This is a genomic window from Wenyingzhuangia sp. IMCC45574, from assembly GCF_054182685.1.
This window is the reverse complement of sequence record NZ_CM135169.1, coordinates 280,173-305,076: the sequence shown is the minus strand read 5'-3', so window position 1 is coordinate 305,076 and position 24,904 is coordinate 280,173. Positions and strand designations below refer to the sequence as shown.

General features: G+C 31.8%; 27 protein-coding genes. 15 read left to right on the top strand and 12 right to left on the bottom strand.

Annotation, left to right across the window (positions count from 1 at the left end):
* Positions 1 to 162 precede the first annotated feature (162 nt).
* A complete protein-coding gene (locus tag ACXHHC_RS01510; protein WP_458227884.1) occupies positions 163 to 1,107 on the bottom strand; it encodes a hypothetical protein in 945 nt (314 codons plus the stop codon).
* Positions 1,108 to 1,386: 279 nt separating this feature from the next.
* On the opposite strand from ACXHHC_RS01510, the gene ACXHHC_RS01505 reads away from it, so the two are divergent.
* From ACXHHC_RS01505 to ACXHHC_RS01495, 3 genes are all read left to right on the top strand, one after another.
* Positions 1,387 to 2,007 carry a porin family protein gene (locus ACXHHC_RS01505; RefSeq protein WP_458227883.1) on the top strand — a complete coding sequence of 207 codons (621 nt, stop codon included), beginning with the start codon at positions 1,387 to 1,389 and terminating at the stop codon, positions 2,005 to 2,007.
* Positions 2,008 to 3,063: 1,056 nt separating this feature from the next.
* Positions 3,064 to 3,762 carry a GOLPH3/VPS74 family protein gene (locus tag ACXHHC_RS01500; protein ID WP_458227882.1) on the top strand — a complete coding sequence of 233 codons (699 nt, stop codon included), beginning with the start codon at positions 3,064 to 3,066 and terminating at the stop codon, positions 3,760 to 3,762.
* A 276-nt stretch (positions 3,763 to 4,038) separates the two neighbouring features.
* Positions 4,039 to 5,073: a serine hydrolase domain-containing protein gene (locus ACXHHC_RS01495; RefSeq protein ID WP_458227881.1), complete on the top strand. Its 1,035-nt coding sequence runs from the start codon at positions 4,039 to 4,041 to the stop codon at positions 5,071 to 5,073.
* A gap of 127 nt (positions 5,074 to 5,200) precedes the next feature.
* Here ACXHHC_RS01495 and recR read toward each other — a convergent pair whose 3' ends face one another.
* Positions 5,201 to 5,815 carry a recombination mediator RecR gene (gene recR, locus ACXHHC_RS01490; protein ID WP_458227880.1) on the bottom strand — a complete coding sequence of 205 codons (615 nt, stop codon included), beginning with the start codon at positions 5,813 to 5,815 and terminating at the stop codon, positions 5,201 to 5,203.
* Positions 5,816 to 5,888: 73 nt separating this feature from the next.
* Here recR and ACXHHC_RS01485 point away from each other — a divergent pair, with 73 nt between their 5' ends.
* The 5 genes from ACXHHC_RS01485 to ACXHHC_RS01465 are packed head-to-tail and all read left to right on the top strand — an operon-like array spanning position 5,889 to position 10,199.
* Positions 5,889 to 7,355, top strand: a complete 1,467-nt coding sequence (locus tag ACXHHC_RS01485; protein WP_458227879.1) for a sodium:solute symporter — start codon at positions 5,889 to 5,891, stop codon at positions 7,353 to 7,355.
* Complete coding sequence (gene pdxH, locus ACXHHC_RS01480; protein WP_458227878.1) at positions 7,348 to 7,995, top strand: pyridoxamine 5'-phosphate oxidase; 648 nt, start codon at positions 7,348 to 7,350, stop codon at positions 7,993 to 7,995. Before ACXHHC_RS01485 ends, pdxH begins: the two co-directional genes overlap by 8 nt.
* Before the next feature lie 15 nt (positions 7,996 to 8,010).
* Positions 8,011 to 8,502: a SixA phosphatase family protein gene (locus ACXHHC_RS01475; RefSeq protein ID WP_458227877.1), complete on the top strand. Its 492-nt coding sequence runs from the start codon at positions 8,011 to 8,013 to the stop codon at positions 8,500 to 8,502.
* A gap of 28 nt (positions 8,503 to 8,530) precedes the next feature.
* Positions 8,531 to 9,427 (top strand): Ppx/GppA phosphatase family protein, encoded by an 897-nt coding sequence (locus tag ACXHHC_RS01470; protein WP_458227876.1) that lies wholly within the window; start codon positions 8,531 to 8,533, stop codon positions 9,425 to 9,427.
* Complete coding sequence (locus ACXHHC_RS01465; protein WP_458227875.1) at positions 9,408 to 10,199, top strand: peptidylprolyl isomerase; 792 nt, start codon at positions 9,408 to 9,410, stop codon at positions 10,197 to 10,199. Before ACXHHC_RS01470 ends, ACXHHC_RS01465 begins: the two co-directional genes overlap by 20 nt.
* A 52-nt stretch (positions 10,200 to 10,251) precedes the next feature.
* Here the strand turns inward: ACXHHC_RS01465 and ACXHHC_RS01460 are convergent, their stop codons facing one another.
* Entirely contained in the window at positions 10,252 to 11,046 is a 795-nt protein-coding gene (locus ACXHHC_RS01460) for a M48 family metallopeptidase (RefSeq protein WP_458227874.1), read from the bottom strand.
* Between the two features lie 93 nt (positions 11,047 to 11,139).
* Between ACXHHC_RS01460 and msrB the strand changes: the two genes are divergently transcribed.
* From msrB to ACXHHC_RS01430, 6 genes are all read left to right on the top strand, one after another.
* Positions 11,140 to 11,592 carry a peptide-methionine (R)-S-oxide reductase MsrB gene (gene msrB / locus ACXHHC_RS01455; protein ID WP_458227873.1) on the top strand — a complete coding sequence of 151 codons (453 nt, stop codon included), beginning with the start codon at positions 11,140 to 11,142 and terminating at the stop codon, positions 11,590 to 11,592.
* 242 nt (positions 11,593 to 11,834) lie between these two features.
* Positions 11,835 to 13,181, top strand: coding sequence for a signal recognition particle protein (ffh, locus tag ACXHHC_RS01450; protein ID WP_458227872.1), 1,347 nt, complete (start codon positions 11,835 to 11,837; stop codon positions 13,179 to 13,181).
* A gap of 105 nt (positions 13,182 to 13,286) precedes the next feature.
* Positions 13,287 to 14,162: a bifunctional 5,10-methylenetetrahydrofolate dehydrogenase/5,10-methenyltetrahydrofolate cyclohydrolase gene (locus ACXHHC_RS01445; protein ID WP_458227871.1), complete on the top strand. Its 876-nt coding sequence runs from the start codon at positions 13,287 to 13,289 to the stop codon at positions 14,160 to 14,162.
* Between the two features lie 86 nt (positions 14,163 to 14,248).
* Entirely contained in the window at positions 14,249 to 15,355 is a 1,107-nt protein-coding gene (locus tag ACXHHC_RS01440) for a CapA family protein (protein ID WP_458227870.1), read from the top strand.
* A 126-nt stretch (positions 15,356 to 15,481) separates the two neighbouring features.
* A complete protein-coding gene (gene hemB / locus ACXHHC_RS01435; RefSeq protein ID WP_458227869.1) occupies positions 15,482 to 16,450 on the top strand; it encodes a porphobilinogen synthase in 969 nt (322 codons plus the stop codon).
* 115 nt (positions 16,451 to 16,565) lie between these two features.
* Positions 16,566 to 18,239 carry a hypothetical protein gene (locus ACXHHC_RS01430; RefSeq protein ID WP_458227868.1) on the top strand — a complete coding sequence of 558 codons (1,674 nt, stop codon included), beginning with the start codon at positions 16,566 to 16,568 and terminating at the stop codon, positions 18,237 to 18,239.
* 32 nt (positions 18,240 to 18,271) lie between these two features.
* On the opposite strand, the gene ACXHHC_RS01425 is transcribed toward ACXHHC_RS01430, so the two are convergent.
* From ACXHHC_RS01425 to ACXHHC_RS01415, 3 genes are read right to left on the bottom strand one after another with little or no spacing between them, the layout of a single operon-like run.
* Positions 18,272 to 18,523: a hypothetical protein gene (locus ACXHHC_RS01425; RefSeq protein WP_458227867.1), complete on the bottom strand. Its 252-nt coding sequence runs from the start codon at positions 18,521 to 18,523 to the stop codon at positions 18,272 to 18,274.
* Between the two features lie 26 nt (positions 18,524 to 18,549).
* Positions 18,550 to 18,759 carry a hypothetical protein gene (locus ACXHHC_RS01420; protein WP_458227866.1) on the bottom strand — a complete coding sequence of 70 codons (210 nt, stop codon included), beginning with the start codon at positions 18,757 to 18,759 and terminating at the stop codon, positions 18,550 to 18,552.
* Positions 18,760 to 18,791: 32 nt separating this feature from the next.
* A complete protein-coding gene (locus ACXHHC_RS01415; RefSeq protein WP_458227865.1) occupies positions 18,792 to 19,352 on the bottom strand; it encodes a hypothetical protein in 561 nt (186 codons plus the stop codon).
* Positions 19,353 to 19,475: 123 nt separating this feature from the next.
* On the opposite strand from ACXHHC_RS01415, the gene ACXHHC_RS01410 reads away from it, so the two are divergent.
* Positions 19,476 to 20,105, top strand: a complete 630-nt coding sequence (locus ACXHHC_RS01410; protein WP_458227864.1) for a 7-carboxy-7-deazaguanine synthase QueE — start codon at positions 19,476 to 19,478, stop codon at positions 20,103 to 20,105.
* Here ACXHHC_RS01410 and cmk read toward each other — a convergent pair.
* From cmk to nusB, 6 genes are all read right to left on the bottom strand, one after another.
* The gene (gene cmk / locus ACXHHC_RS01405) at positions 20,102 to 20,791 is read right to left on the bottom strand and encodes a (d)CMP kinase (protein WP_458227863.1); all 690 of its coding nucleotides are present in this window, start codon (positions 20,789 to 20,791) and stop codon (positions 20,102 to 20,104) included. The genes ACXHHC_RS01410 and cmk overlap by 4 nt on opposite strands.
* Before the next feature lie 3 nt (positions 20,792 to 20,794).
* A complete protein-coding gene (gene porQ, locus ACXHHC_RS01400; protein ID WP_458227862.1) occupies positions 20,795 to 21,802 on the bottom strand; it encodes a type IX secretion system protein PorQ in 1,008 nt (335 codons plus the stop codon).
* Between the two features lie 53 nt (positions 21,803 to 21,855).
* On the bottom strand, positions 21,856 to 22,431 hold the full coding sequence (coaE, locus tag ACXHHC_RS01395) for a dephospho-CoA kinase (RefSeq protein WP_458227861.1): 576 nt from the start codon (positions 22,429 to 22,431) through the stop codon (positions 21,856 to 21,858).
* Complete coding sequence (locus ACXHHC_RS01390; RefSeq protein WP_458227860.1) at positions 22,431 to 23,378, bottom strand: hypothetical protein; 948 nt, start codon at positions 23,376 to 23,378, stop codon at positions 22,431 to 22,433. Before ACXHHC_RS01390 ends, coaE begins: the two co-directional genes overlap by 1 nt.
* 96 nt (positions 23,379 to 23,474) lie before the next feature.
* Complete coding sequence (yajC, locus tag ACXHHC_RS01385) at positions 23,475 to 23,783, bottom strand: preprotein translocase subunit YajC (protein WP_458227859.1); 309 nt, start codon at positions 23,781 to 23,783, stop codon at positions 23,475 to 23,477.
* Between the two features lie 55 nt (positions 23,784 to 23,838).
* Positions 23,839 to 24,777, bottom strand: coding sequence for a transcription antitermination factor NusB (gene nusB / locus ACXHHC_RS01380; RefSeq protein WP_458227858.1), 939 nt, complete (start codon positions 24,775 to 24,777; stop codon positions 23,839 to 23,841).
* Positions 24,778 to 24,904 lie beyond the last annotated feature (127 nt).

The window sequence follows — 24,904 nt, the reverse complement described above, 5'->3', positions numbered from 1 at the left end:
CTATAAATAATACACCCAAAAAGTCGTCTTTAGTTAGACGACTTTTTTACTTATACATCTTTCTTTATTCACACGAAACATTTTTTGTGTTCCACAAAAAAACCATCTAAATGTATTCATCTAGATGGTTTAAATGGGTTTAAACTATGTTTTGTTCTCTATCTATCTTTCTATTCTTTTAAAGGTGGTATCTGCCCATCTAATTTGTGCTCTTCCTCCTTTTACTCTATACGCTCCATATCTAACACCAGACTGAGTTCCTCTTTCAGGTTCTGGTATGTTCCAATTAAACGTTTTGTCTCCAATAACAGCATCTGCATAGTGTATTTTTTTACTAGCATCAGTAGGATCTTGTCTAACCCCCACAATCAACTCAATGTAAGTAGCAACGTTCTTTTTAATATTGGTAAGAAAAACTATTTGCCTACCATCTGCACCAGAACCACCACGATAGTTTATTTGTTCTCTATATACATCAAAAGAAACTTGTACTTGTTTTGTAGCATCGTTAGGATCTGGTCCATATACTGGTTTTGCTAAATACAAACAAATAGCAGGATCTGCAGAACCACCTCCTCCAGTGTGTTTCCCTTTTGCTTGCATAATGTAGGTTCCATCACTTCCAGAACTACTTGTTTTCCCTGTTTCTAAAATTCTAACAAGTCCTGTAAATTTTACATAACTCCCAACATTGGTATTTGCTCTTGTTAAAGACCTTTCTATTCTAGGTTGTAATGTGGTACCTAAGTGATTAGAACCGTGTGTAATATTGTATGCACCCCAAGTTTTCCCCATATAGGTAGTTTCGTAGTAATCTGCATAACAAGTTCTATCATCGTTTGTACCTACATTTACAGCTCCACTAATATCATGTGCTCTTTCCGGATTGTCGAACCCAGGTCTACACTGAGTAGCAGCCGCGGTAATTTCGTCTAAAGTTTCGGGGGTAGGTTCTTCATCATCTGGTTCCTCTACTGGCTCTTCAATGGGATCCTCTACTATTTCGTCTATAGATTCTTTATTAGAAGAACAAGATAGAAAGCTAGTAAACACTAATAAAAGTGCACTAAACAACAATAACTTTCTTTGTTCGTTTAACCTTAACATATTTGTAATTTTAAAATTTCTATAAAGCTAAACACTTAACTCTTTAAAAGTATACTGGAGTTTACTGATTGCAGCTCCCTAAGGAGTTCTTTCTACATAAAATTCTTTTTTTGTTTGTTTTTAAGAAAAAAGCACCACACTAAAGTATTAGTATGGTTTGGTTCTAATTGGTTAAATTTGATTTGATAACAACACCTAAAAGGTTCACTTATCCCCCTAGTTAAGGTGTGATAAGTGAACCTTTTGGAGACGTATAACGAGTTAGCTAAAATTGACAGAATGAAAAAATATTTATTATTTCCTCTTTTATTCATTATTATTTCAAATATGAAAGCCCAAAACAGTGGTGATATTGAATTCGGTTTAGGAGGAGGAATTAACCTTTCTTTTCTTACAGACACAAATGACCAAAACTCAGGGTCAAAAATTTCGAATAATTTCATTGCAGTTGGAGAATATTACTTTTCTGACAGACTAGGACTTAGAATCAAAACAATTTACGATAATAAAGGATATCAAGGCTCTTTATCTTTATCAGAAACAGTAGACAATGAAACTTTCCATACAGATTTCATATTAAACTATCTTACAATACCAATTACTAGTAATTTTCATTTCAGTCGAAACCGAAACTGGTTCTTAAATTTAGGTCCTTATATAGGTTTTTTACTAAATGCTGAAGGTTCTGGACTTGAAATTGATGTAAACGAGTTATACAAAAAAGTAGACATAGGTGTAAGTTTTGGAATTGGTTATAAATTCAACATAAATAAAAATATGCAGTTATTTTCTGAGTATGATGCTCAAATAGGTATATCCGAAGTATTTGAAAAAAATCAAGGTGAGAAAATTAGAAATCGTAGAAGTAGTTTGAACATAGGATTATTATTAAATCTTTAGCTAACAACCAATAATTTCAATGTTCGACTTTCTTTCTAACATTCAGTTGACTACTTTTAAACTAAGTGGTCACGGCCGATAGTTTCTCTGCTAATCTACCAAAAATCCAACTTATTAAACCCGTTGTAATATTTTATAACAACACTTCTGAAGCTTCTTTTTTTACTATTAATTGGCTTACATCCAATTGATACTTTTTCTCAATCTGAATATGAAGGAGAGTACAGATATGATTGTAATTTATTTCATGCTAGATTAAAACTGAAAGAAAATAATCTGTTCGAATTTTATAAATACAATCAAGGCTTAGATGTATTTTGGACAAAAACACAAGGTGTCTGGAAAATAAAAGATAGCATCATAAAACTAAATAGTATAATTGATAATGAATTTGAAAAAAAATATAAATATGAGGTCATTGAAAGTTTTAAAAAAAATAATGACTCGATTATAATCAAATTAATTAACTCTAAAGGAAAACCTATTTCTTCGGTTCTCTGTGAATTAAAAAAGAATAGAAAAGTACTTGCTAAAAATTACACAAACGAAAAAGGAGTTTTAAAATTTCCAAAAATAGAAGCAAATAAAGTGACAACTAATTGTCTATCACTTCAAGTACAAGATAGCTACAGAAATATCTCTCATAAAATTAGCTCTAAATACAATTACTATGCATTTACTTTAAAAATAGATGCTGGATATTACTCGACAAATTTTAAGAATGAAAAGCTTATTTATGATAATAAAAAAATAATCTTTGAAAAGCATCAGAAAAAGCAGAGCAAAAAGAATCCGTGTGATATGTATTTTTATCTGAAATAAAACATATTGTAACAATAAACAAGTTAGACTTTGGCTTTCTTAGTCGCTTAAAGTTTACTATTTTTAAACAAGCTTATTCTTAAAAAACAACCTATAAAACAAACAATTAGCTTAATAACCCCATGCAGACTATCAGGCAGCAGTGCCTAGTATTTTACTAAAGGAAGGTAACTTAAGTAGACCCGATTTTAGACTTCATCAAATGGGTTCTAAAAAACAGTTAACACAAAAAAAATGAATGACAATAACCTAGATTTAAACTTATTGGATAAGCTGGTGCTGCTTGCTATTGATGATGAAAAAGGGAATTTTGTATCGAATTCTATAGTGTTTGGATATTGTATTGCAGGAGCAATAATATTTGAACTTTCGATTAGAGAAAGAATTCAAATTATAGAAGATAAAATCAAGATAACAAACAGTGAAAAACTGAATGATGTAGTTCTGGATTATTGCTTAGATATAATATCAGAATCTAAGAAAGATAAAAAAGTAAACCATTGGATAAAAACCATTGGGAATAAAGAAGCTATATTACGTAACAAAGTATTAAAAAAACTAATTTCATTAGAAATACTAGAAGAAAAAGAGAATAAAATATTGTGGATTTTTAAAAATAAAAAATACCCTACAAAGAATGAATTGCCCGAAAATGCCATAAGACAACGACTAAATGATGTAGTTATAAATGAATCGAAAGCGGAAATAGATGAAATTATGATAATTAGTCTTGTAGATTCATGCGGGTTGAATAAAGAAGTATTTGGCAAAGAGATTGCAAAAAAGAAAGCAACTAAGATAAAAAGTATTATTAAAGACTACGAATTTGCAGATGCAACAGGTAAGATGATTAAAGAACTTCATGACACAATTATTGCGCTACTGGTCATCACAATTGCAACGTCTACAATTGCAACAACTACAACCAATTAAAATAACATTACAAAACAAGAAATTTACCAAACACAGGGCTATTTGGTAAATTTAGATTTTAAAGAGGTTGCCTTTTCTACCAGTTATTTTAGCCCAGTAGAAGTAATTCTGATTTTTATAAACCTAAGCAATAGTCCTTTTTTGTAAAAATTATTCGGTGTACATTATAAAGATATTACTAAAAAAATAAAGAGCAAAAAGTAGACACTATTTATAAATGGAAGCTTTAAAAAATTAACTATTTTTAAATGCCACCATACTGACTAAAACCTAAAAATGATAAAAAATAGAAAAGCCAAATGGATTGTAAGAGTACCGTTATTCCTTGGAACAATAATTTCTATGTTTTATGTACCTTGGATTTTAGTAAAAGCATGGATTTTACCGTTACCCAACACAATTCAGGAACAAGTAAATGATGCAGTTGGGCATGGTTTTGATGGCATGATTGTATATGTAGACCAAGCAGGAAAAACACCGAAATATTACACAGGTGGCTGGAACGATAGAGAAAACAAAATACTCGCCAACCCTAAATCGTTGTTTAAAATTGCCAGTATTAGCAAACTATACACCGCTGTAGCTGCTACTAAGCTGGTAAAAGAAAAACGTCTGTCTTTTGATAAAACACTTGTTGATTATCTACCAGAACTTAGAAATCGTATAGAAAATGCTGAAGAAATCACTTTAAAAATGATGATTCAACATCGTTCTGGTATCCCCAATTTTACAGATAACCCAGCTTATTGGGAAAACGAACAAGAAAATGGTAAAAATGCTTTAAACTTTGCGCTAGATCTACCTGCCAGTTTTAAACCTAACAAAGGCTACGAATATTCTAACACGAATTACTTATTGCTTCGTCAGATTATGGATCAAGTTTTAGGATACAGTCATCATCAATATATCAAAGAGAAAATAATAGTTCCCCTAGGACTAAAAAATACTTTTTTTTCGATTACAGAAGTCAACTTAGACAATGTTATGAGTGGATATTATGTAGGATCTAAAAAAGACTTTAAAGCTCGTGAATATGGAATGTTGGCTACTGCAGAAGATGTAGGTATATTTTTAAGAGCCTTAAACGATGGTTCTATTTTTAAAGCCGGAGAAAAAGAAATTTATCCATACGAATACAACCATGGAGGTTTGGTAGTTGGTTATCAAAGCCTAGCAGAATATCACAAAGATATAGATGCAATTGTGATTCAATTTGTAAATACTACAGATTTTAATGGCTATGAATGGAATTTATCGGAAATTTCAATAAACCGTATTGTTAAAATTATTAGAAAAAACACAATCCAATAATCACTTTTAAAAGATTCTATAGCAGCTTTGAATGTTATTTGGGCTTGTATTGTTGAATATGTTAAAACCAAATTTAAAAAGCCTAAAAAGAAATATTCCGTAAAGCAAAAAATAGTTAGAAAACAATCTAGCCTAAAGACTTTTCAAAAGGGACACGGTTGATGATACTTCTACCAAGTGTAACTTCATCGGCATATTCCAACTCATCTCCCACAGATATTCCTCTGGCAATGGCTGATATTTTTACCCCCATATCTTTTATCTGCTTGTAAATATAAAAGTTAGTGGTATCCCCTTCCATGGTAGAACTCAAAGCAAAAACCAATTCATTTACAGATCCAGATCGCACTTTTTGCACCAAGCTTTCTATTTGTAAATTATTGGGACCAACTCCTTCCATTGGTGATATTTTCCCTCCCAACACATGATACAAACCTTGAAATTGTGCAGTGTTTTCAATTGCCATTACATCGCGTACATCTTCTACCACACAAATGGTCGTCTCATCACGTTTAGGACTCGCACAAATTTCACAAAGATCTACATCAGAAATATTGTAACAACTTTTACACAATTTAATATCGTCTACCAAATTATCTAATGCCTGCGTTAAATACTTCGTTTGTTCTTTTGGCTGTCTTAATAGGTGCAACACCAAACGTAAAGCAGTCCTTTTACCAATACCTGGTAACTGAGAAACTTCACTAACCGCTCTTTCCAATAATTTAGACGAGAATTCCATAGCCAACAAAAGTAAGCATAACACCCCTAGAATAAAAAAAATCTTTATTTTGTAATCATCTTAAAAATAAAGCATGACACCTACCACTATTGCATTAATTATAGGTTTGTATTTTTTGGTTTTATACGCTATTGCCTTTTTTACAGGAAAGGACAACAACAACCAAGCATTTTTTAAAGCCAATAAAAAAGCTCCTTGGTACATTGTAGCTTTTGGTATGATTGGAGCTTCCTTGTCTGGAGTTACTTTTATTTCGGTTCCCGGTTGGGTTGGCGGTAGTCAGCTAAGTTACATGCAGGTAGTTTTTGGATACTTTTTAGGCTATTTAATTATTGCTTATATCTTAATTCCACTTTACTACAAACACAACATAACATCTATTTATAGTAACCTAGAGCAACGTTTTGGTAGTAATAGTCAAAAAGTGGGAGCTTTTTCTTTTTTAGTCTCTCGTGTTTTAGGTGCTTCTTTTAGATTGTTCTTAGTTGCCTCTGTACTCCAACAATTTATGTTTAAAGCTTGGGGAATTCCTTTTGAAATAACCGTTATTTTCTCTGTTTTATTAATTTGGATTTATACGGCAAAAGGAGGCATAAAAACCATTATATGGACAGATACGCTACAAACCTTATTCATGCTAATTGCTTTGTTTTATATTGGGTATACTTTGTTAGAAAACTTAGACTATACTTTTTCCGATTTTTTAAAATCGGATACCTACAAAGAAAAATACGGACAAATATTCTTTACAGATGATGCTAGCGATAAGAAATATTGGTTAAAATCTATGTTAGGAGGAGCTTTTATAGCCATAGCCATGACAGGACTAGATCAGGATATGATGCAGAAAAACCTTGCTTGTGAGAATACTAAAAAAGCACAGTGGAACATGTTATCTTTTGCTCCTACACTTATTGTAGTTAATTTTCTGTTTTTAATTTTAGGTGCACTGCTATTTACCTATGCTCAAAAAGAGCAAATTCAAATTCCAATTGTAAACGGAAATCCAAAAACAGATTTACTATTTCCAGAAATTGCCATAAATGGTGGTTTAGGAATTGGTGTTGCTATTATTTTTATTCTAGGTTTAATAGCTGCTGCCTACTCTAGTGCAGATAGTGCCTTAACCTCCTTAACTACCTCTTTTTGTATAGACTTTTTAAGCATTGAAAACAAAAAACCAAAAGAACAAGAACGACTTAGAAAAAGAACCCACATATTTATGTCTGCCATTTTAATCTTAGTAATTATCCTCTTTGAACATATATTAAGTGACAATGTAATTAGTAGTCTATTAACTGTAGCTTCTTACACATATGGACCTCTATTAGGACTTTTTGCCTTTGGTATCTTTACAAAGTTTAAAATCAACGAGAAGAGGGTCCTATTTATAGCTGTTCTTGCTATTATTTTTACTTATTTTGCAAACGAATACAGTATAAAACTCTTAGGAGGATACAAATTTGGATACGAATTGTTAATTTTAAATGGACTATTCACATTTTTAGGACTTTATACTATCAGAACAAAAAATGAATAACGATTTAAGTAATTATCGTAAGACTTATCAAATATCTGAATTACTGGAAAGTAATGTACCAGATGCCCCTATAGAATTATTTCAGCAATGGTTTTACGAGGCAGAATCTGCAGAAAACAGCTCTGAAACCAACGCTATGAACATAGCTACCATTGGTTTAGATGGTTTCCCAAAAAATAGAATTGTACTACTTAAAAAATTCACCTGGGAAGGTTTTATTTTTTACACCAATTACAATAGCGAAAAGGGGAAAGCATTGGCAAACAACCCTAAAGTATGTGCTTCTTTTTTTTGGGAACAACAAGAAAGACAGGTAATCATAAAAGGAAATGTAGAGAAAGTTGCCGAAAATTTATCCGATGGATATTTTGAAAGTCGACCGGAAGGAAGTAAATTAGGAGCATGGTCATCTAATCAAAGTGAAGTGGTTGCTTCTAGAGAAGAATTAGAAAACAATTTAAAAACGTTCTCTGATAAATTTAAAAAACAAGAAATTCCAAGACCTAAACATTGGGGAGGATATATAATTAAACCTGTTTCTATTGAATTTTGGCAAGGAAGACCTAATAGAATGCATGATAGAATTAGATATACGTTGTTAGAAAATTTTGAATGGAAAATTGAACGACTAGCCCCTTAATGAATCTAAAAGTGTATGAAAACAATATATATAGTAAGACACGCAAAGTCTTCGTGGGAATATGAAGGAATTCAGGATATGGACAGACCTCTAAAAAAAAGAGGGATTAAAGATGCCTACCTTGTTTCTAATGTTTTAAAAAAGAAGATAGACAAGCCAGATGCTTTTATATCTAGCTGTGCTAACAGAGCATTACACACTGGAATTATTTTTTGTAACGTGTTAGAATTTCCCATGGCCAACTTAAAGATTAGCAAATCTTTGTATAGTTTTAGCGATGGATATTTGGTAAAGACTATTAGAGCTTTAGACGATGCATACAATTCAGCCATTGTTTTTAGTCATGATCATGGTATTAATACTTTTGTAAATACTTTTGGAAGCAAACCTATTGCACACGTACCAACTTGTGGTGTTATAGGAATCCAGTTTGATACAGATCATTGGAAAAACATTAAACCGGGAAAAACCATATTGGTAGAAACTCCCAAAAAACATAAAAACTAAGAGATAAACTAAAACTAGTACTACTATTTTGATTAATATAAAGAAATATGGAGCCATAGATATTGGTTCAAATGCGGTAAGGCTATTAATTACAGATATTATTGAAAGCGAAGATTACGCTACTAAATTTAAAAAGACTGCTTTAGTACGTGTACCCATTCGTTTAGGTGAAGACACTTTTGTAAAAGGTGAAATTTCTAAAGAGAAAATAGCTGCTTTAACAGATGCCATGAAAGCTTTTAAACTTTTAATGGGAATTCATAAAGTAGAAAAATACAAAGCGTGTGCAACCTCTGCAATGCGTGATGCATCTAACGGGAAAGAAATAATTCAGAAAATATTAGATGAATCTGGTGTTAAAATTGACATTATAAATGGTAAAATAGAAGCTCAGATTATTGCTAATACCGACTTAGGAGATTTATTAGACGATTCTAAATCTTACTTATACGTTGACGTAGGAGGTGGTAGTACAGAAATGACAGTCTACAAAAAAGGAAAAGTTACCGCTTCCAAATCGTTTAAACTAGGAACGGTTAGAATGTTAAACCAAAAAGATGCCCTAAAAAATAACTGGGACGATATGAAAGAGTGGGTAAAAACGAATACTTCTGGTATTAAAAACATCTCTTTAATTGGATCTGGTGGTAACATTAATAAGATCTATAAAATGTCCGGACGCTCGGATGGTTCTCCTCTATCGTTTGTATATATGAGAGCCAACTTTAAGTATTTAAAATCTATGAGCTACAACGATCGTATCTCAGAATTGAATTTAAATCAGGATAGAGCCGATGTAATTATTCCAGCAACAAAAATCTATGTTTCTGCCATGAAATGGTCCGAAGCGAAAAAAATATATGTTCCTAAAATTGGTCTTTCCGATGGAATTGTTAAAAGTTTATATGCAGGTATTATCGATTAAAACAGTAGCATTAAAAAAACTAGCTTGGGCTAGTTTTTTTTGTTTTTTAGTTTCTTGTGGAAATGAGCAAAAGACTTCTAAGGTAGAAACAGAAGTTAAAAAAACTCAAAAAAAAGAGGTACAAACCAAACCTAAAGAAGAACCTAAAAAAAAGATTGCTAAAACTTTTAAACAGGAAGAGAAAGTTATTCGTTTAAAAAAAGAAGATTTACTAATTAAAGATGTTATCAATCAGAAAAATGTAAGACAGTTCTTTTTAGATTACGGTAGAAAAAACCCAGAAACCAAGTTATTACTAAAAACAAGACTGGGTAATATGCACATTACCTTGTATAAACAAACTCCATTACACAGAGCTAGTTTTATTTATCTAATTAAAAACGGTTACTACAATAAAACGTGTTTTCATAGAATTGTCCCTGAGTTTATTATTCAAGGAGGATGGTCTGAACTCCCTATTGTGGACACCTACAGAATTCAACTAAATAGATATAGGTTACCTGCTGAGTTTAGAGAAGGTGTTATCCATAAAAAAGGGGCTTTATCAGCCAGTAGACGTTGGGTCAACAATCCTCATAAAATGTCTAGTCCTTTTGAGTTTTTTATTATGCAAACCTCTGTGGATTGTTCGCACTTAAATAACGAACACACCGTTTTTGGACAAGTAACCAAAGGCTTGGATGTAATAGATAAAATAAACCGTGTAAAACTAGATGGTAACTCAGAGTGGCCAGAAGTAGATGTAGATATAGAATTTGAAATTTTAAGATAAAAAAAAGGCTAGAATTTTCTTCTCTAGCCTTTTACTTTTTAACAAATTCTGTCTATTTATATTTTAAAGCTTCTCTCTTTGCTTGTGGCAAATAAGCTTTTAAATCGCGAATTCTAGTATCATTAGATGGGTGTGTACTTAAGAATTCAGGTTGTTTAGCTCCTCCTAATGCTTTCATACGTTCCCAAACTCTAATCGCTTCAGAACCATCATATCCTGCCATAATCATAAACACCATTCCAAGTTTATCCGCTTCCGTTTCGTGCGTTCTACTATACTTTAACATTCCTAACTGCGAACCTATTCCATAAGCCATATTCCACAATTGCTTAGATTTTTCATCTTTACCTGCTGTTCCAATAGCTATAGCTGCACTTCCATATTGCTGAATTTGAGCAGAACTCATACGTTCTTGTCCATGCTTTGCAAAAGCATGTGCTATTTCATGTCCCATAATAGCAGCTATTCCATTTTCGTTTTTAGCAACAGGTAAAATTCCTGTGTAGAAAACTACCTTACCTCCTGGCATACACCATGCGTTTAGCTGTTTGTCCTCTACCAAATTAAACTCCCAACGGTAAGCATCGGCTTCTGCAGACATACCGTTTGCTCTCATAAATTTTTCTACTGCTTTGGAAATTCTCCCACCTACTCTTTTAATTTGGGCAGTTTTAGCTCCATTTTTAGATATTTTGTTTTCTTTTAAAAAGGCATCATATTGTGCAAAGCTCGTAGGTAATATCTGACTATCAGATACAAAATTTAATCTTTTTCGTCCTGTAATAGGTACGGTAGAACATGCTACTACAAAAGCAACAATAGATATATATGCTATTACTTTTCTCATATTTCTATATTTTTGATCTTTACAAAGATACAGTTTGAAACTAAATTCGTAATGATGTAACCAATCATTCGACCTAATTGTAAACGTTTATTTATGAATTCAATATTAAAAATGGCTTTTGCTTTCTTGTTTTTAGCTACAACTACATCTATAGCACAACAGAAAATAGTTAAAACAGATAAAGAATGGAAAAAACAATTAACCGACCAACAGTATCAAATACTCCGAAAAAAAGGAACTGAAAGACCTTTTACAGGAGAATACAATAAACATTATAAAAAAGGAACCTATTACTGTGCTGCATGTAATACTCCCCTATTTAAATCAGAAACCAAGTTCGACTCTGGGACGGGTTGGCCTTCTTTTGACAATCATATTGGAGACAATGTAGACTTTATTGCCGATCATAAATTTGGAATGGTTCGTACCGAAATAACTTGTAAAGTTTGTGATGGTCATTTAGGGCATGTTTTTAATGATGGTCCTAAAAAAACAACGGGAAAACGTTATTGTGTGAATTCTGCATCTTTGGTGTTTAAAAAATAACAGAACCCTAACACAAATCAATCTTTATTACATCATTTTTAATTAACTTTAGAATCCAATATGTTTTTACTATTACTTTATAGCGTAAAAACACATAGGAATAAATAGTATTTGTTTTTAGTTTTACAATTTTGCCTTCTCTTTTTAGAGAAGGTTTTTTGTTGGTTTTTATCGCTTTAAAATTGAGGATATTCTTGTATATTTGCACCTCTTAATGCTAATAAAGTAAACCACAGCAAACTATGTTTAACAATTTATCGGATAAGTTAGATAAAGCCTTACATCTTTTAAAAGGACACGGAAAAATAACGGAAGTAAATGTTGCAGAGACCTTAAAAGAAGTTCGTAGAGCATTGCTAGATGCCGACGTTAACTTTAAAATCGCCAAAGAATTTACCAAAACAGTTAAAGACAAAGCTCTTGGTCAAGACGTATTAACGACTTTAAATCCAGGTCAGTTAATGGTGAAGTTGGTTAAAGACGAATTAACCGAGTTGATGGGGGGAGAAACTGCTGGTGTAAACTTAAATGGAAGCCCATCGGTTATTTTAATGGCAGGTTTACAAGGTTCTGGTAAAACTACTTTTTCTGGAAAACTAGCCAACTATTTAAAAAGCAAAAAAACAAAGCAAGTACTTTTAGTAGGTGCCGATGTATATCGTCCTGCCGCTATTAATCAGTTACAGATTGTTGGAGAACAAATTGGAGTTGAAGTATATGCTGAAATTGACAATAAGAATCCTGTAGAAATTGCTAAAAACGCAATTGCACATGCAAAAGCAAATGGTAAAAACACAGTAATTATAGATACTGCTGGTCGTTTGGCTGTAGATGAAGAGTTGATGAATGAAATCTCTAACATTCACAAAGCTGTTACTCCAGACGAAACTTTATTTGTAGTAGATTCTATGACAGGGCAAGATGCTGTAAACACAGCAAAAGCCTTTAATGACCTCTTAAACTTTGACGGAGTTGTTTTAACCAAGTTAGATGGTGATACTCGTGGTGGTGCTGCTTTATCTATTAAAACGGTTGTTAACAAGCCAATTAAATTTATAGGTACTGGAGAAAAAATGGAAGCAATTGATGTTTTCCATCCAGACCGTATGGCAGACCGTATCTTAGGAATGGGAGATGTTGTTTCCTTAGTAGAACGTGCTCAGGAACAATTTGATATTGAAGAATCTAGAAAATTACAAAAGAAGATTGCCAAAAACCAATTTGGTTTTGATGACTTCTTAAGTCAGATTCAACAAATCAAAAAAATGGGTAACATGAAAGACTTGGTTGGTATGATACCAGGTGCTGGAAAAGCCTTAAAAGATGTAGACATTGATGACGATGCTTTTAAAGGAATTGAAGCTATTATTAACTCTATGACTCCTTTAGAAAGAACAGAACCTAAAGTAATTAATGCTTCTCGTAAAAAGAGAATCGCAAAAGGATCTGGAACTTCTATTACAGAAGTAAATCAGCTATTAAAGCAATTCTTCCAAATGGCCAAAATGATGAAAATGATGCAAGGTGGTGGTGCTAAGAAGATGATGCAAATGATGCAGGGAATGAAAGGTGGAATGCCGGGAATGTAATATTATAGTAGTTAGTACTGAGTAGTTAGTACTGAGTACCTTTTATAACCATTGAATATAAAACTTACTACTTTGTACACTGTACTTAGTGCTAAAACCAAAGAAATGACAATATTAGACGGTAAAAAAACTTCTGCAGACATTAAGGTTGAAATTGCAGAAAAAGTAAAAGAACTAAAAGCACAAGGAAAAAAAACACCTCATTTAGCTGCTGTAATTGTTGGTAGTGATGGTGCTAGTAAAACTTATGTTGGAGCGAAAGTAAAAGCCTGTGAATTGGTAGGTTTTGAATCTACACTAGTTGAATTACCAGAAGAAACAACTGAGATTGAATTATTAGCTAAGATTGATGAGTTAAACAACAATGATGCTATAGACGGTTACATTGTTCAGTTACCATTACCTAAACATATTGACGAACACAAAGTTTTATTAGCAATTGATGCTGATAAAGATGTAGATGGTTTTCATCCTACAAACGTTGGAAGAATGGCCTTAGAATTGCCTACTTTCTTACCTGCTACTCCATATGGAATTATGGAATTGTTAGAGCGTTACAACGTTCCTACTTCGGGTAAAAATGTAGTAGTTATTGGACGTTCTCATATTGTAGGAAGACCAATGAGTATATTAATGTCTCAAAAAAGAGCTGCTGGAGATGCTACAGTTACCGTTGCACACTCTAGAACTAAGAACCTAAAGGAATTAACGTTACAAGCAGATATCGTTGTAGTAGCTTTAGGAGTTGCTGAATTCCTTACTGGAGACATGGTAAAAGAAGGTGTTACTATTATTGATGTAGGAATTACTCGTATAGACGATGCTTCTAAAAAGAGTGGTTTCCGTTTGGCTGGAGACGTACACTTTGAGTCTGTGGCACCAAAAGCTGAGTTTATTACTCCAGTACCTGGAGGGGTTGGACCAATGACCATTGCCATGCTATTAAAGAATACTTTATTAGCTGGAGAAAGAAAAGCTTAAAAAACATATTTTTATTATATACCAACCCTGAACTTGTTTCAGGGTTTTTTCATATTTTGTGAATTCAAATAACGTATAAATTCACAATGAAAAAAGTTCTATTTGCTATTTTATTTGCATACACTGGGTCTTTATTTTCCCAGGAAACTACGGTAAAAAAAGATTCTTTAACTTTTATATTTATGGGAGATGTAATGGGACACGATCCTCAAATTGCATCTGCTTACGATTCTTTAACCAGAACCTACAACTACAATAGTGTTTTTGCCAAAGTAAAACCTATTATTGAAAAATACGATTACGCCATTGCGAACCTAGAAGTAACTTTAGCAGGTGCTCCGTATAAAGGTTACCCGCAATTCTCTTCTCCTGATGCATTGCCTTTAGCTTGTAAGAATAGTGGAATAGATGTAATGGTTACCTCTAATAACCACTCTTGTGATAGAGGTAAAAAAGGCTTGTTAAGAACTATTGGAACTCTAGATGCATTGCAATTAAAACATACCGGAACTTTTAAAAATTTAAAAGACAGAAATAAAAACAACCTGCTAGTTCTAGACAAGAACAACATTAAAGTAGGATTGTTAAACTATACTTATGGTACCAATGGCCTGCCAACTCCAAAACCAACACAGGTAAACAGAATTGATACCTTGGCTATGAAAAATGATATTCTAGAAAGTAAAAAAGCAAATCTAGATAAGTTAATCGTAATGATACACTGGGGACCTGAGTACAAATCACATCCATCAAAAAAACAAATTAGTACGGCTAAATTTTTATTCAAACAAGGAGTCGATATTATTATTGGTGCGCATCCTCACGTACTTCAAAAAATGGAATACTTTCCTAAAGACAGCATTCATAAAGAACGATTAATCGCTTATTCCTTAGGAAACTTTGTTTCTAATCAGAGAGCTAGAAGAAAAGATGGTGGAGGTATGATTTCTTTTACATTGACAAAATCAAATGATGAAGTAAAAATCAACAATCCTAAATACCACCTTACATGGGTACACAAACCTATTATTGATAAAAAAACAAAATTTGAAATTTTGCCTTGTAAAACGGTAGAGAAAAATGGATTTAAAGAGATGGATAGCATTGCTGTAAAACAGATGAAACTCTTTATAAAAGATTCTAGAACTCTTTATAAAAAGGAAAACAAACTGGTTACTGAAATCAACTACTAGAATAGAATACACTCCCATTTAACAGAAAATAGAAATAGGTGATTTTCCTTAACTTTAGTGTAAACTGTGCTTTATGCTTTACATAAAAAGTTGATTTTTTTGTTTATTTGTACAAAAGTTTAATACATGTTAGAAAGACCTAGAAGAAATAGAAGATCGGAAGCCATAAGAGCTATGGTTAGAGAAACAGAAGTTACTGTTAATGACTTTATCTACCCAATGTTTATTGTGGATGGAACTGGAATTAAACAAGAAGTATCGTCTATGCCAGGAAACTACAGATGGTCTTTAGATTTATTAATCCCAGAAATAGAAGAATGCCTTGGTTTAGGAATTAAAAGCTTTGTGCTATTCCCTGCTGTTGATGAAAGCTTAAAAGATAGCACTGCTACTTATAGTTACAGCGAAGAGAACTTTTATTTAAAAGCAGCTACCACACTTAAGAAAAAATTCCCTCAAATATGTTTAATGAGTGATGTGGCATTAGACCCTTACTCTTCTGACGGGCATGACGGATTGGTAAAAGACGGAATTATCTTAAACGACCAGACCTTACCTATTTTAGGTAAAATGGCAGTAGCACAAGCAGAAGCTGGTTTTGATATTATTGGGCCTTCGGATATGATGGATGGTAGAGTTCAATACATAAGAGAAGAATTAGATACCCATGGTTATACTGATGTAGCAATTATGAGCTATACTGCTAAGTACGCAAGTGCTTTTTATGGTCCTTTTAGAGATGCTTTAGATTCTGCTCCCAAAGCAGGAGATAAAAAGACCTATCAAATGGATCCTGCTAACAAAACAGAAGCGTTGAGAGAGTTAGAATTAGATGAAGCCGAAGGTGCCGATTTTGTAATGGTAAAACCTGCATTGGCTTATCTAGATATTATCCACTTGTTAAAAGAAAATTCTAATCTACCTGTTGCGGCCTATAATGTAAGTGGTGAATGTGCTATGTTACACGCTGCTGCACAAAAAGGATGGTTGGATTACGAAAAAGCGATGAGCGAGATGTTATTAAGTATTAAACGTGCAGGTGCAGATGTAATACTTACCTATTTTGCAAAAGATTTTGCGAAGTTGAATCAATAATAGGGTTTAGACAATAAGAAGCATTTAAAATACTGATTTTATTTATTATGAATTATCAAACATTAAGAAAATTATAGGACTACTACAATGTTATAAACTTAGGTAAAAAATTATTATGAAAAAGTTATGTTTATTGATTACAGTCTGTTTATTTATTATTTCTTGTTCCAAAGAGGATAGAATGGAAATTAAAAATAATAATCAAGATGTAAACACTTCTGATGGTGATAATAATGAACAACCTAAATTACCTGGTTACCCTTGCAATGTTAAATTAGACCCTAACGAAAATATTCTTTTAAAAAAACAATCTCAGGTTGACTCTATTGGAAACTTAAATTTGAAAGAAATACATAAGAATTTACTTATTGGATGCATTGATTACGATAGTGATATTCATGATTTATCTAAACTAAAAAGTATAGAAAGAATAAACGGTTCACTTTCTATTAGAAATTGTGACCGCTTAAAAAATATTGATGGTATTTCTCAAATTACATATTTAGAGAACCTATCTATTACTCATTGTGATAGTATTACTAAATTATCCTTTATAAACCTAAATGAAACAAAATCTAGTATCTTTTTCCAATACAATAATCAGGTTAAAATTATAGACTTCAGCAATCTAAACACTGCGCACAATAGCTTTGGAAGTGGTATAACTATCAAAAATCATAATGAACTAGAAACATTTAAAATTAAAAACAGAACCTTCTTAGAGTTTGGTCTTTCAATTTACAATAACCCAAAACTCACAAATATCATTGGTTTATCTAACGTGAAGACTGTAGAAGGTTTATTAGATTTTACAAACCTAGCTATTAAAGATTTAAGCTTTATTTCATCATTAGAGAACTCAAGTGCTTTTTTTATTAGCGATAATTTTAAACTAGAAAGTTTAAGAGGTTTAGAGAATTTAAAAAACACAAATGGACTTTTTGCTATAAAGAACTGCCCTTTAGTTTTAGATGTCGAACCACTTTCTAACCTAGAAAAAGTTAATGGTACCCTTATTATAGGAAATAGTACAACAGCAATTGATTTATCTGCTCTAAATAATGTTGATGCTCTAAGTTTAGAATTAACTGGTTCATTGGAAATTCATACATCAGGCTTGTTTAACAACAATCCTTCTCTTACTACATTGACCATTTTAGATAATGACATAATTTCAGATTTATCTTTTTTATCTAACACAACTAACCTTACAAATCTTACGCTAGAGAATAACAAAAATTTAGAAAACTTATCTGGGATTCCTTTAATATTACACGATCAGATTAAAACTGTAGTACTAAAAAACAACGAAAACCTTTCTGATATTGATCAAGTAAACAATTTTTCTACTTTAGAAGAACTGAGAATTATAAAACTAAGTGCATTAAAAAAGATATCGTTAAACAATACTATTAGTTCATTTCGTTTTCTACACATAGAAAACAACAGTTTATTGGAAATTTTTTCAGGTCATGAAAACGTTACCAGCTCTAATCATTTTATCTATTTTGGAAAAAATCCAAAGTTAAAGGCTATTTTAGGATTTAACAAGTTGACTGATGCAGATAATATTCTGATTGAAGAAAATGATAATTTAGAAATAGTTACTTGTTTTAAATCTATTTTGACAGCTGATTATATAAAATTCTATAACAACCCGAAGTTTAAAAACTTTTGTAGTATTAACACACTAAACGTAGGAACTTACGACTTAGGGTTTGAAGCAAATGGAAATGCTTATAACCCTAGAGGTATAGATCTTAAAAACGGTAACTGTACAATCGACTAAAACAATACTTAAATTAAGAATCCTATGGTATTCTATCTACTATAGATAATCAAATCACAACTTGTAGCAATAACAAAACTTTTGCCTGTAGAAGAAAATCCAAATGCTCGTAATTCACAAGCTGCATCTTTCCCTACAAATATTTTTTCTTTTTTATCTGGGGAAATTAGATATACTCTTCTCACCAAATACTCTTCAAATGGTTTATCATCTGGTTCAGGTAAAGTAGCTGTTAAACTCCAACTATCTTTCGTTTTTTTAGAAAGATTATCTCCACCATTCAACCCAAAAGTTTCTATTTTAATACCTTTTAGTATATCAAACCCTTCGATTGAGTTTGTCTCATCATCAATTTATTCCACCAATCATAACCATTAGATTCTCTTGCTACCTTATTACCAGTAATACAATCAAAAACTCCCTGTCCTTGACTGGATAAGACTATTAATAAATCCTTTTCTGGAGCAAAACCTATATTTTCAAGCCCACCTACTCCATATGTAATTTTATGAGTCCACATAAAATATATTTTTCACTTAAAATTAAGTTTAACTACTCCATCCAAATGGTCATAGAAGTAAAGGTTGCATTTTCTGGAATTTGGCTTTTATCTATCTCTCCTAAAGTAAAATCATTCACTCCAACCGCTTGTTTTTCCATGGTAAAAGTAGCATTGATATCTTTTACAAAAACAGTCACCAAATGGAAAGTAGCTTCTAATTTTTCAATATTATGCTGAATGTTTAAATCCTTAAATGTAGAAGATATTCCAACTCCTGCACCAGTCTTATATACATCACTTAAAACAGTAATGCTTTTAACTTTAGATACAGAATCCAACTGATTTACTGGTGAAATAGAAAGTAACAACTCCCCTCCTTTTTTATATACTAAATGTGTATCATCATCGTGTACATAAATACTATTACTCCCAAATTCTCCTTCGGTTAATCTAGAAACAATAGAATCGTTTACAAATAATTGTTCTAGTTTATCTATGGTGGTTGTATTTGTTAAAACACCTACTTTATTTAGAGCGATAGTGGTGTCCTCTTTTGTAGCACAAGAAAATAAAACTGTAGTTAATAAGAATAGTAATAAAAATCTTTTCATGTTCAGAATAGTTTAGGCTCAAATTTAATCAAATCGTTTGTAAATACTCTAAGAACCTTTACAAGTCTTATACCGTTTTTAATTGTTTATTTTCTTGTATCTTTGCACACCAAATTAAAGCCTATGGACGCTACAACGAAAGAACTTGTAAACAAAGGAGTTATGTTACCCTTAATGGAAGAATTTTATACCATTCAAGGAGAAGGAAATCATACGGGTACAGCAGCATACTTTATTAGAGTTGGTGGTTGTGATGTAGGTTGCCATTGGTGCGATGTAAAAGAAAGTTGGGATGCAAACCTTCATCCGCCAACCCATGCAGATATAATTGTAGAAAACGCTTCAAAATATGCTAAAACCATTGTTATTACAGGTGGAGAACCTTTAATGTGGGATATGCAATACCTAACAAGTTCTTTACAGGACAAAGGCTTACAAACACATATAGAAACTTCTGGTGCTTATCCTTTAAGCGGTCAATGGGATTGGATTTGCTTATCTCCTAAAAAAACAAAATTACCTTTAGAAGGTATTTACCCAGAAGCTAGCGAATTAAAAATGATCATTCACAACAAAAGTGATTTTGATTTTGCGGAAGAGCAAGCGGCTAAAGTTTCGGATTCATGTACTTTGTACTTACAACCAGAATGGAGCAAAAAGGAAAAAATGACTCCAATTATTGTAGATTATGTAATGAAACATCCTAAATGGAAAATATCATTACAAACTCATAAGTATTTAAATATTCCTTAAATCTTAGTATTTACCAGAGAAAGAATAAAATCAAACTGAGCTTCTCTGGTCATGTTAGAATTGTCTACTTCAACGGCATCATTAGCCATTACTAAAGGAGAGTCTTTACGCGTTGTGTCTATATGATCTCTTTCAACTACATTTTTGTATACATCATCGTAAGAAACTGTAGTATCTCCTTTACCAATTAGTTCATCAAATCTACGTTGCGCTCTTGTTTCTGGCGAAGCTGTCATAAATAATTTCAGTTCGGCATCTGGAAAAACCACCGTTCCTATATCTCTACCATCCATTACAATCCCCTTTTCTTCTCCCATAGCTTGTTGCAAGGCTACTAATTTCTTTCTTACAGCAGAAATAGCTGCAACTTTACTTACGTACGAAGAGACTTCCATACCTCGGATCTCTTTTTCTACATTTTCTCCATTTAAATACACTTCAGAAAAACCTAAATTAGAGTTGTACTTAAAGCTGATAGTAACTTCAGCCAATCTATCTATCAAGGCATTAGAGTTTACAATACCTTCTTTGGCTAAGTTATTCTGTAAGGCAAAAAGTGCTACGGATCTATACATAGCTCCAGTGTCTACATATACATATCCTAAATGTTTTGCCAATTGTTTGGCAACCGTACTTTTTCCTGTAGATGAAAATCCATCAATGGCAATTACTATTTTAGAACTCATAAATTAAAGATGTAATGTTAATCCAAATGTACTATATTTTGCTCCTTCTTGAAACTTTGCAAAAGAATAATCGAATTTTATTTTTTTTAGGTTTATACCAAACCCATAAGTCAAACCAGCTCCTGTTCTTACTTCTTGTAACTGGAATTCTTTTGCTTTTCTATGATTATAACCTATTCTTGCACTAAACTTTTTATCAGGCCATAATTCGGCTCCTAATGATACATGTCTAAATGCATTTTCCAATGGAGATATTTTTTCGGAAGTAACATTCCCTAATAAATCTACTTTTTCCTGAGATGGATTTGGTTCACTTATATCCCAATTATTTATTTCATCAAAAGTTCCATAAAATCGTAAAGGCATATGTTCTAAACTATATTCAAACCCTATAATAACATTAGACCTTACAGATTCTTCTCTATCAATATACTGCGTTAATTGCTTTCCTGAATTTCTAACAACCAAAGAAACAATAAAACTAGAATTGGGATCTTCAAATGTTAACCCAAAATCGTACAATAAGGCAGAAGAGGTATATATGTCTATTTTAGAAGTAACGTATTTTACAGAAGCTCCTATAGAAAGAATATCAAAACGATAACCATATCCCAAATTAATAGACAAGTCTCTAGATGAAAAGGTTCCTAATATATCTGGTCCACTAGCATCTGTTCTGTTAAATTTTCCATAATCTAAATATTGAATCCCTAAAAAAGCAATTCCATATTTAGGTTTTATAGACCTAGCATAAACCAAAGAACCAACATTTATATCGGCAATATAATTTACAAAGTTTACAGCAACATCTCCATCTATCTCCTCATTTACAATCGATGGATTCCATAATAACTGAGACACATCATCCTTACTCGTTAAAGTAACACCCCCAAGAGAAATCTGCTTTGGTGAAGTTGGAATATTTAAAAAAGGGTACAATGTTTCTCCTCCTGTTTGAGCACACAAACTTTGAAACATTATTGTTAAAACAAATACTATTCTATACTTCATACTTTAATAAAACGTAAGACAAATATAAATTCTTAATTCTTAAATTAAGAATACTAATTAGAGAATTGTTGGTGTAGTTGTAAGACTTGCTCTTTTAACTCTTCTTCTACATTGTTTTTTATGATGAAATCTGCTTTTTCAATTTTCTTTTCTTGACTCCATTGATTGTTAATTCTCTCTAAAATAGCTTCTCTCCCTACTCCATCTCTTTTCATTACTCTTTGTATTCTCTCCTCTAAATTAGCCGTAACTACAATAATTTTATCGCAAAGGTGCTCATTCTTGTTTTCAAAAAGTATTGCACTCTCATACAAACAATAAGAACTAGTTTGCCTGGCTACAAAATCTTTTAAATCTTTATGCACAGCTGGATGTACTATCGCATTTAATTGAGCCAATAATTCTTTGTCTTTAAAAACCTTACTGGCAATATAAGCTCTATTAAGGTTATTATCCTCATAAGCCTCCTTTCCTAGTAAATCTATAATTGCAGCTCTTACCTGGCTAGATTCAACCATTAACTTTTTTGCTTCTAGATCGGCAATATAACAAGGAACCCCTAATTCCTGAAATGCTCTTGCAACAGTACTCTTTCCACTTCCTATACCTCCTGTTAATCCAACAACCATTACTTTAAAATTAAAAATTCTACTTTATCCTGAACCAATTTAACTTTAGAAACATTTTCTGGGTAAACTACCAATTCTGCCTTTATATACTTACTTTCTTTTTTGTTATAATCGCAGATAACTTGAAAATCTTTAGCTTGTATTTCCTGAAATAAAGAAAGTTTAACCTGACATATTACATTTACTTTTTTAGGATAAATAACAACTTCATCTTTAGGTGCATTTAATATTTTAACAGGAATCTCTAATTTCTTTTCGGTTATTTTTTCTACGGCTAAAGAGACTCCTACCAGAGTATGACTATAAGTTACCTTTTGATGTATAGAAGGAATAATTGCTATTTTTTCTTGTATAGGTTCCATTACATCGTTTTTCTGTAATACTTTTAAATCTATATGCCTTACTTTATTTACTTGCATTTCTGGTCCAGAAACAATAATGCTATCTGGTTGTAATTCCATTTCAAACGACTTGTATCCATTAAAAAAATTAAGATCTAAATGGGGAACTACAGGTACTTTTTTAAAGCCCTTTTTTCCTAAATTTATAAATAATGAATCTTCAGAAACTCCTAAAATCTTAATACGATCATGAAACTCTTCTTTTACCTGTCTATTTAACTCACCTTCTAACAAATAGTACTGATACTTATTTTTTCTTTTTATATTTTTTAGTGAAATCTTAAGAGATTTTTGTCTCAAAGAACTACTTAGTAAATAGAAACCAGTGGCTTCTACAGAAACGTTTATAGCCTCTTGGGGCTCGTCTTGAAAAACAAATCTATCTGGTAAATTTTGATATTTTATTCTATATGATACCTGTTGTGTATATACATTAGACAAACGATTTAGAAACCAAAAAATAGAAGTAGCCATAACAAAAAGTAAAAAAAGTACATTTCGTTTTTTATTAAGGCTCGTAATTAATTGTTCTTTATCGTATTTCATAATAGCTAAAATAAGAAATGCCTAGTAAAGCATCCTCTTTATAAACAGAAAAACCCTTGGGATTACCAAGGGTTTGCTTTTAAAAATAAATTTAATTTATTTTTTGTCTTTTTTATCAGTAGCAGGAGCATTATACTTTTGAGTCAACTCCATGTTCAACGCAGATTTTTCTAGTAATAATTTTCCAGCATTGGTTTCTATCATTACTGTACCCTCGTTAATTTCTACTAATTTTCCGTGAATCCCACCAGTTGTTATCACTTTAGCACCTTTTACTAAAGCAGCTTTAAACTTCTTTTCGTTTTTACTCCTACGAATTTGTGGAATAATCATAAAAAACACCACAAAAATCACCATTACGATTAAGAACATTGGACTCATAGGACTTTCTTGTAATACTATCATTTTAATTTATTTTATTTTCAGTTTTATTTGGTAAATATATTAGGTTCATCCCAATTTATAACATTCCTCTACCTATTTTATTTAATCTTCCGTTCTTTTCAAAATCTTTCCAAGTTTTGTCTAAAACACCGTTAATAAACACACTACTTTTATCTGTAGAATAGTCTTTGGCAATTTCTAAATACTCGTTAATAGTTGCCTTTACAGGAATAGATGGGAAATTTAAGAATTCGCAAATGGCCATTTTAATTAAAATTAAATCTACATCCGCTATTCTGTCTAACTCCCAGTTAGGTGTTTTGTCTATTACCTCCTCTTCTAACTTGGCTAAGTTTAAAATTACTTTTTTAAACAAAATAGATACAAACTCCTGATCGTCTGAGTTTTTATACAACTTACCTACTACAAAAGGTTTGTTTTCTTTTAACTCTTGAATTGTTCTTACAATCCAAGTATTGATAAACGGAATATCATCTACCCAGCTAATGTTTTCCCCCTCGTAGTATTCTGCTATTTTTTCGTCAGGTGCAATAAACTCTTCAAAGAATTTAACAACAAATTTTCGCTCCTTTTTAAAAGTAAGCTCCTCTTCTGCCATGTATTCTTTGTACAAATCGCTCTCTATTAATTTTTTGTATACATTGGCAACATAAGAGCTATCTAAATACCAGTTATTTAACTTCTGATCTTCTAAATACTCTTGTAAAGAAACACTATCTTTTAAAATAGCTATTGCTTTATTGTTTACAAATTTAACGTTAGGATTTAGTTCTTCTTTGGTTGCCAAGTGTTTCTTTTTAGCAGCCTCCAGAATGGTTTCTGCATGTTGATTAACTCTTACAATCATATCTAAAGAAAGAACGTACAAGTCGTACATTTTATCTATACTAGATCTTAAAAACTTTTCCTCTTTTACCAAGTTATCACTTTTGGCATGAGTCATTGCGTAAACAGACTGCATTACTTTTACACGAATATGTCTTCTGTTAATCATATTTAGAAAGAACTTAAATTTTTATGTGGGCAAAGGTACTACTTAATTAAAGTATCTAAAAAAATAATCTACTAAATTTAATCACAATGGTATCTTATTTGCAGCTTCATCTCAATGATAATTCTAC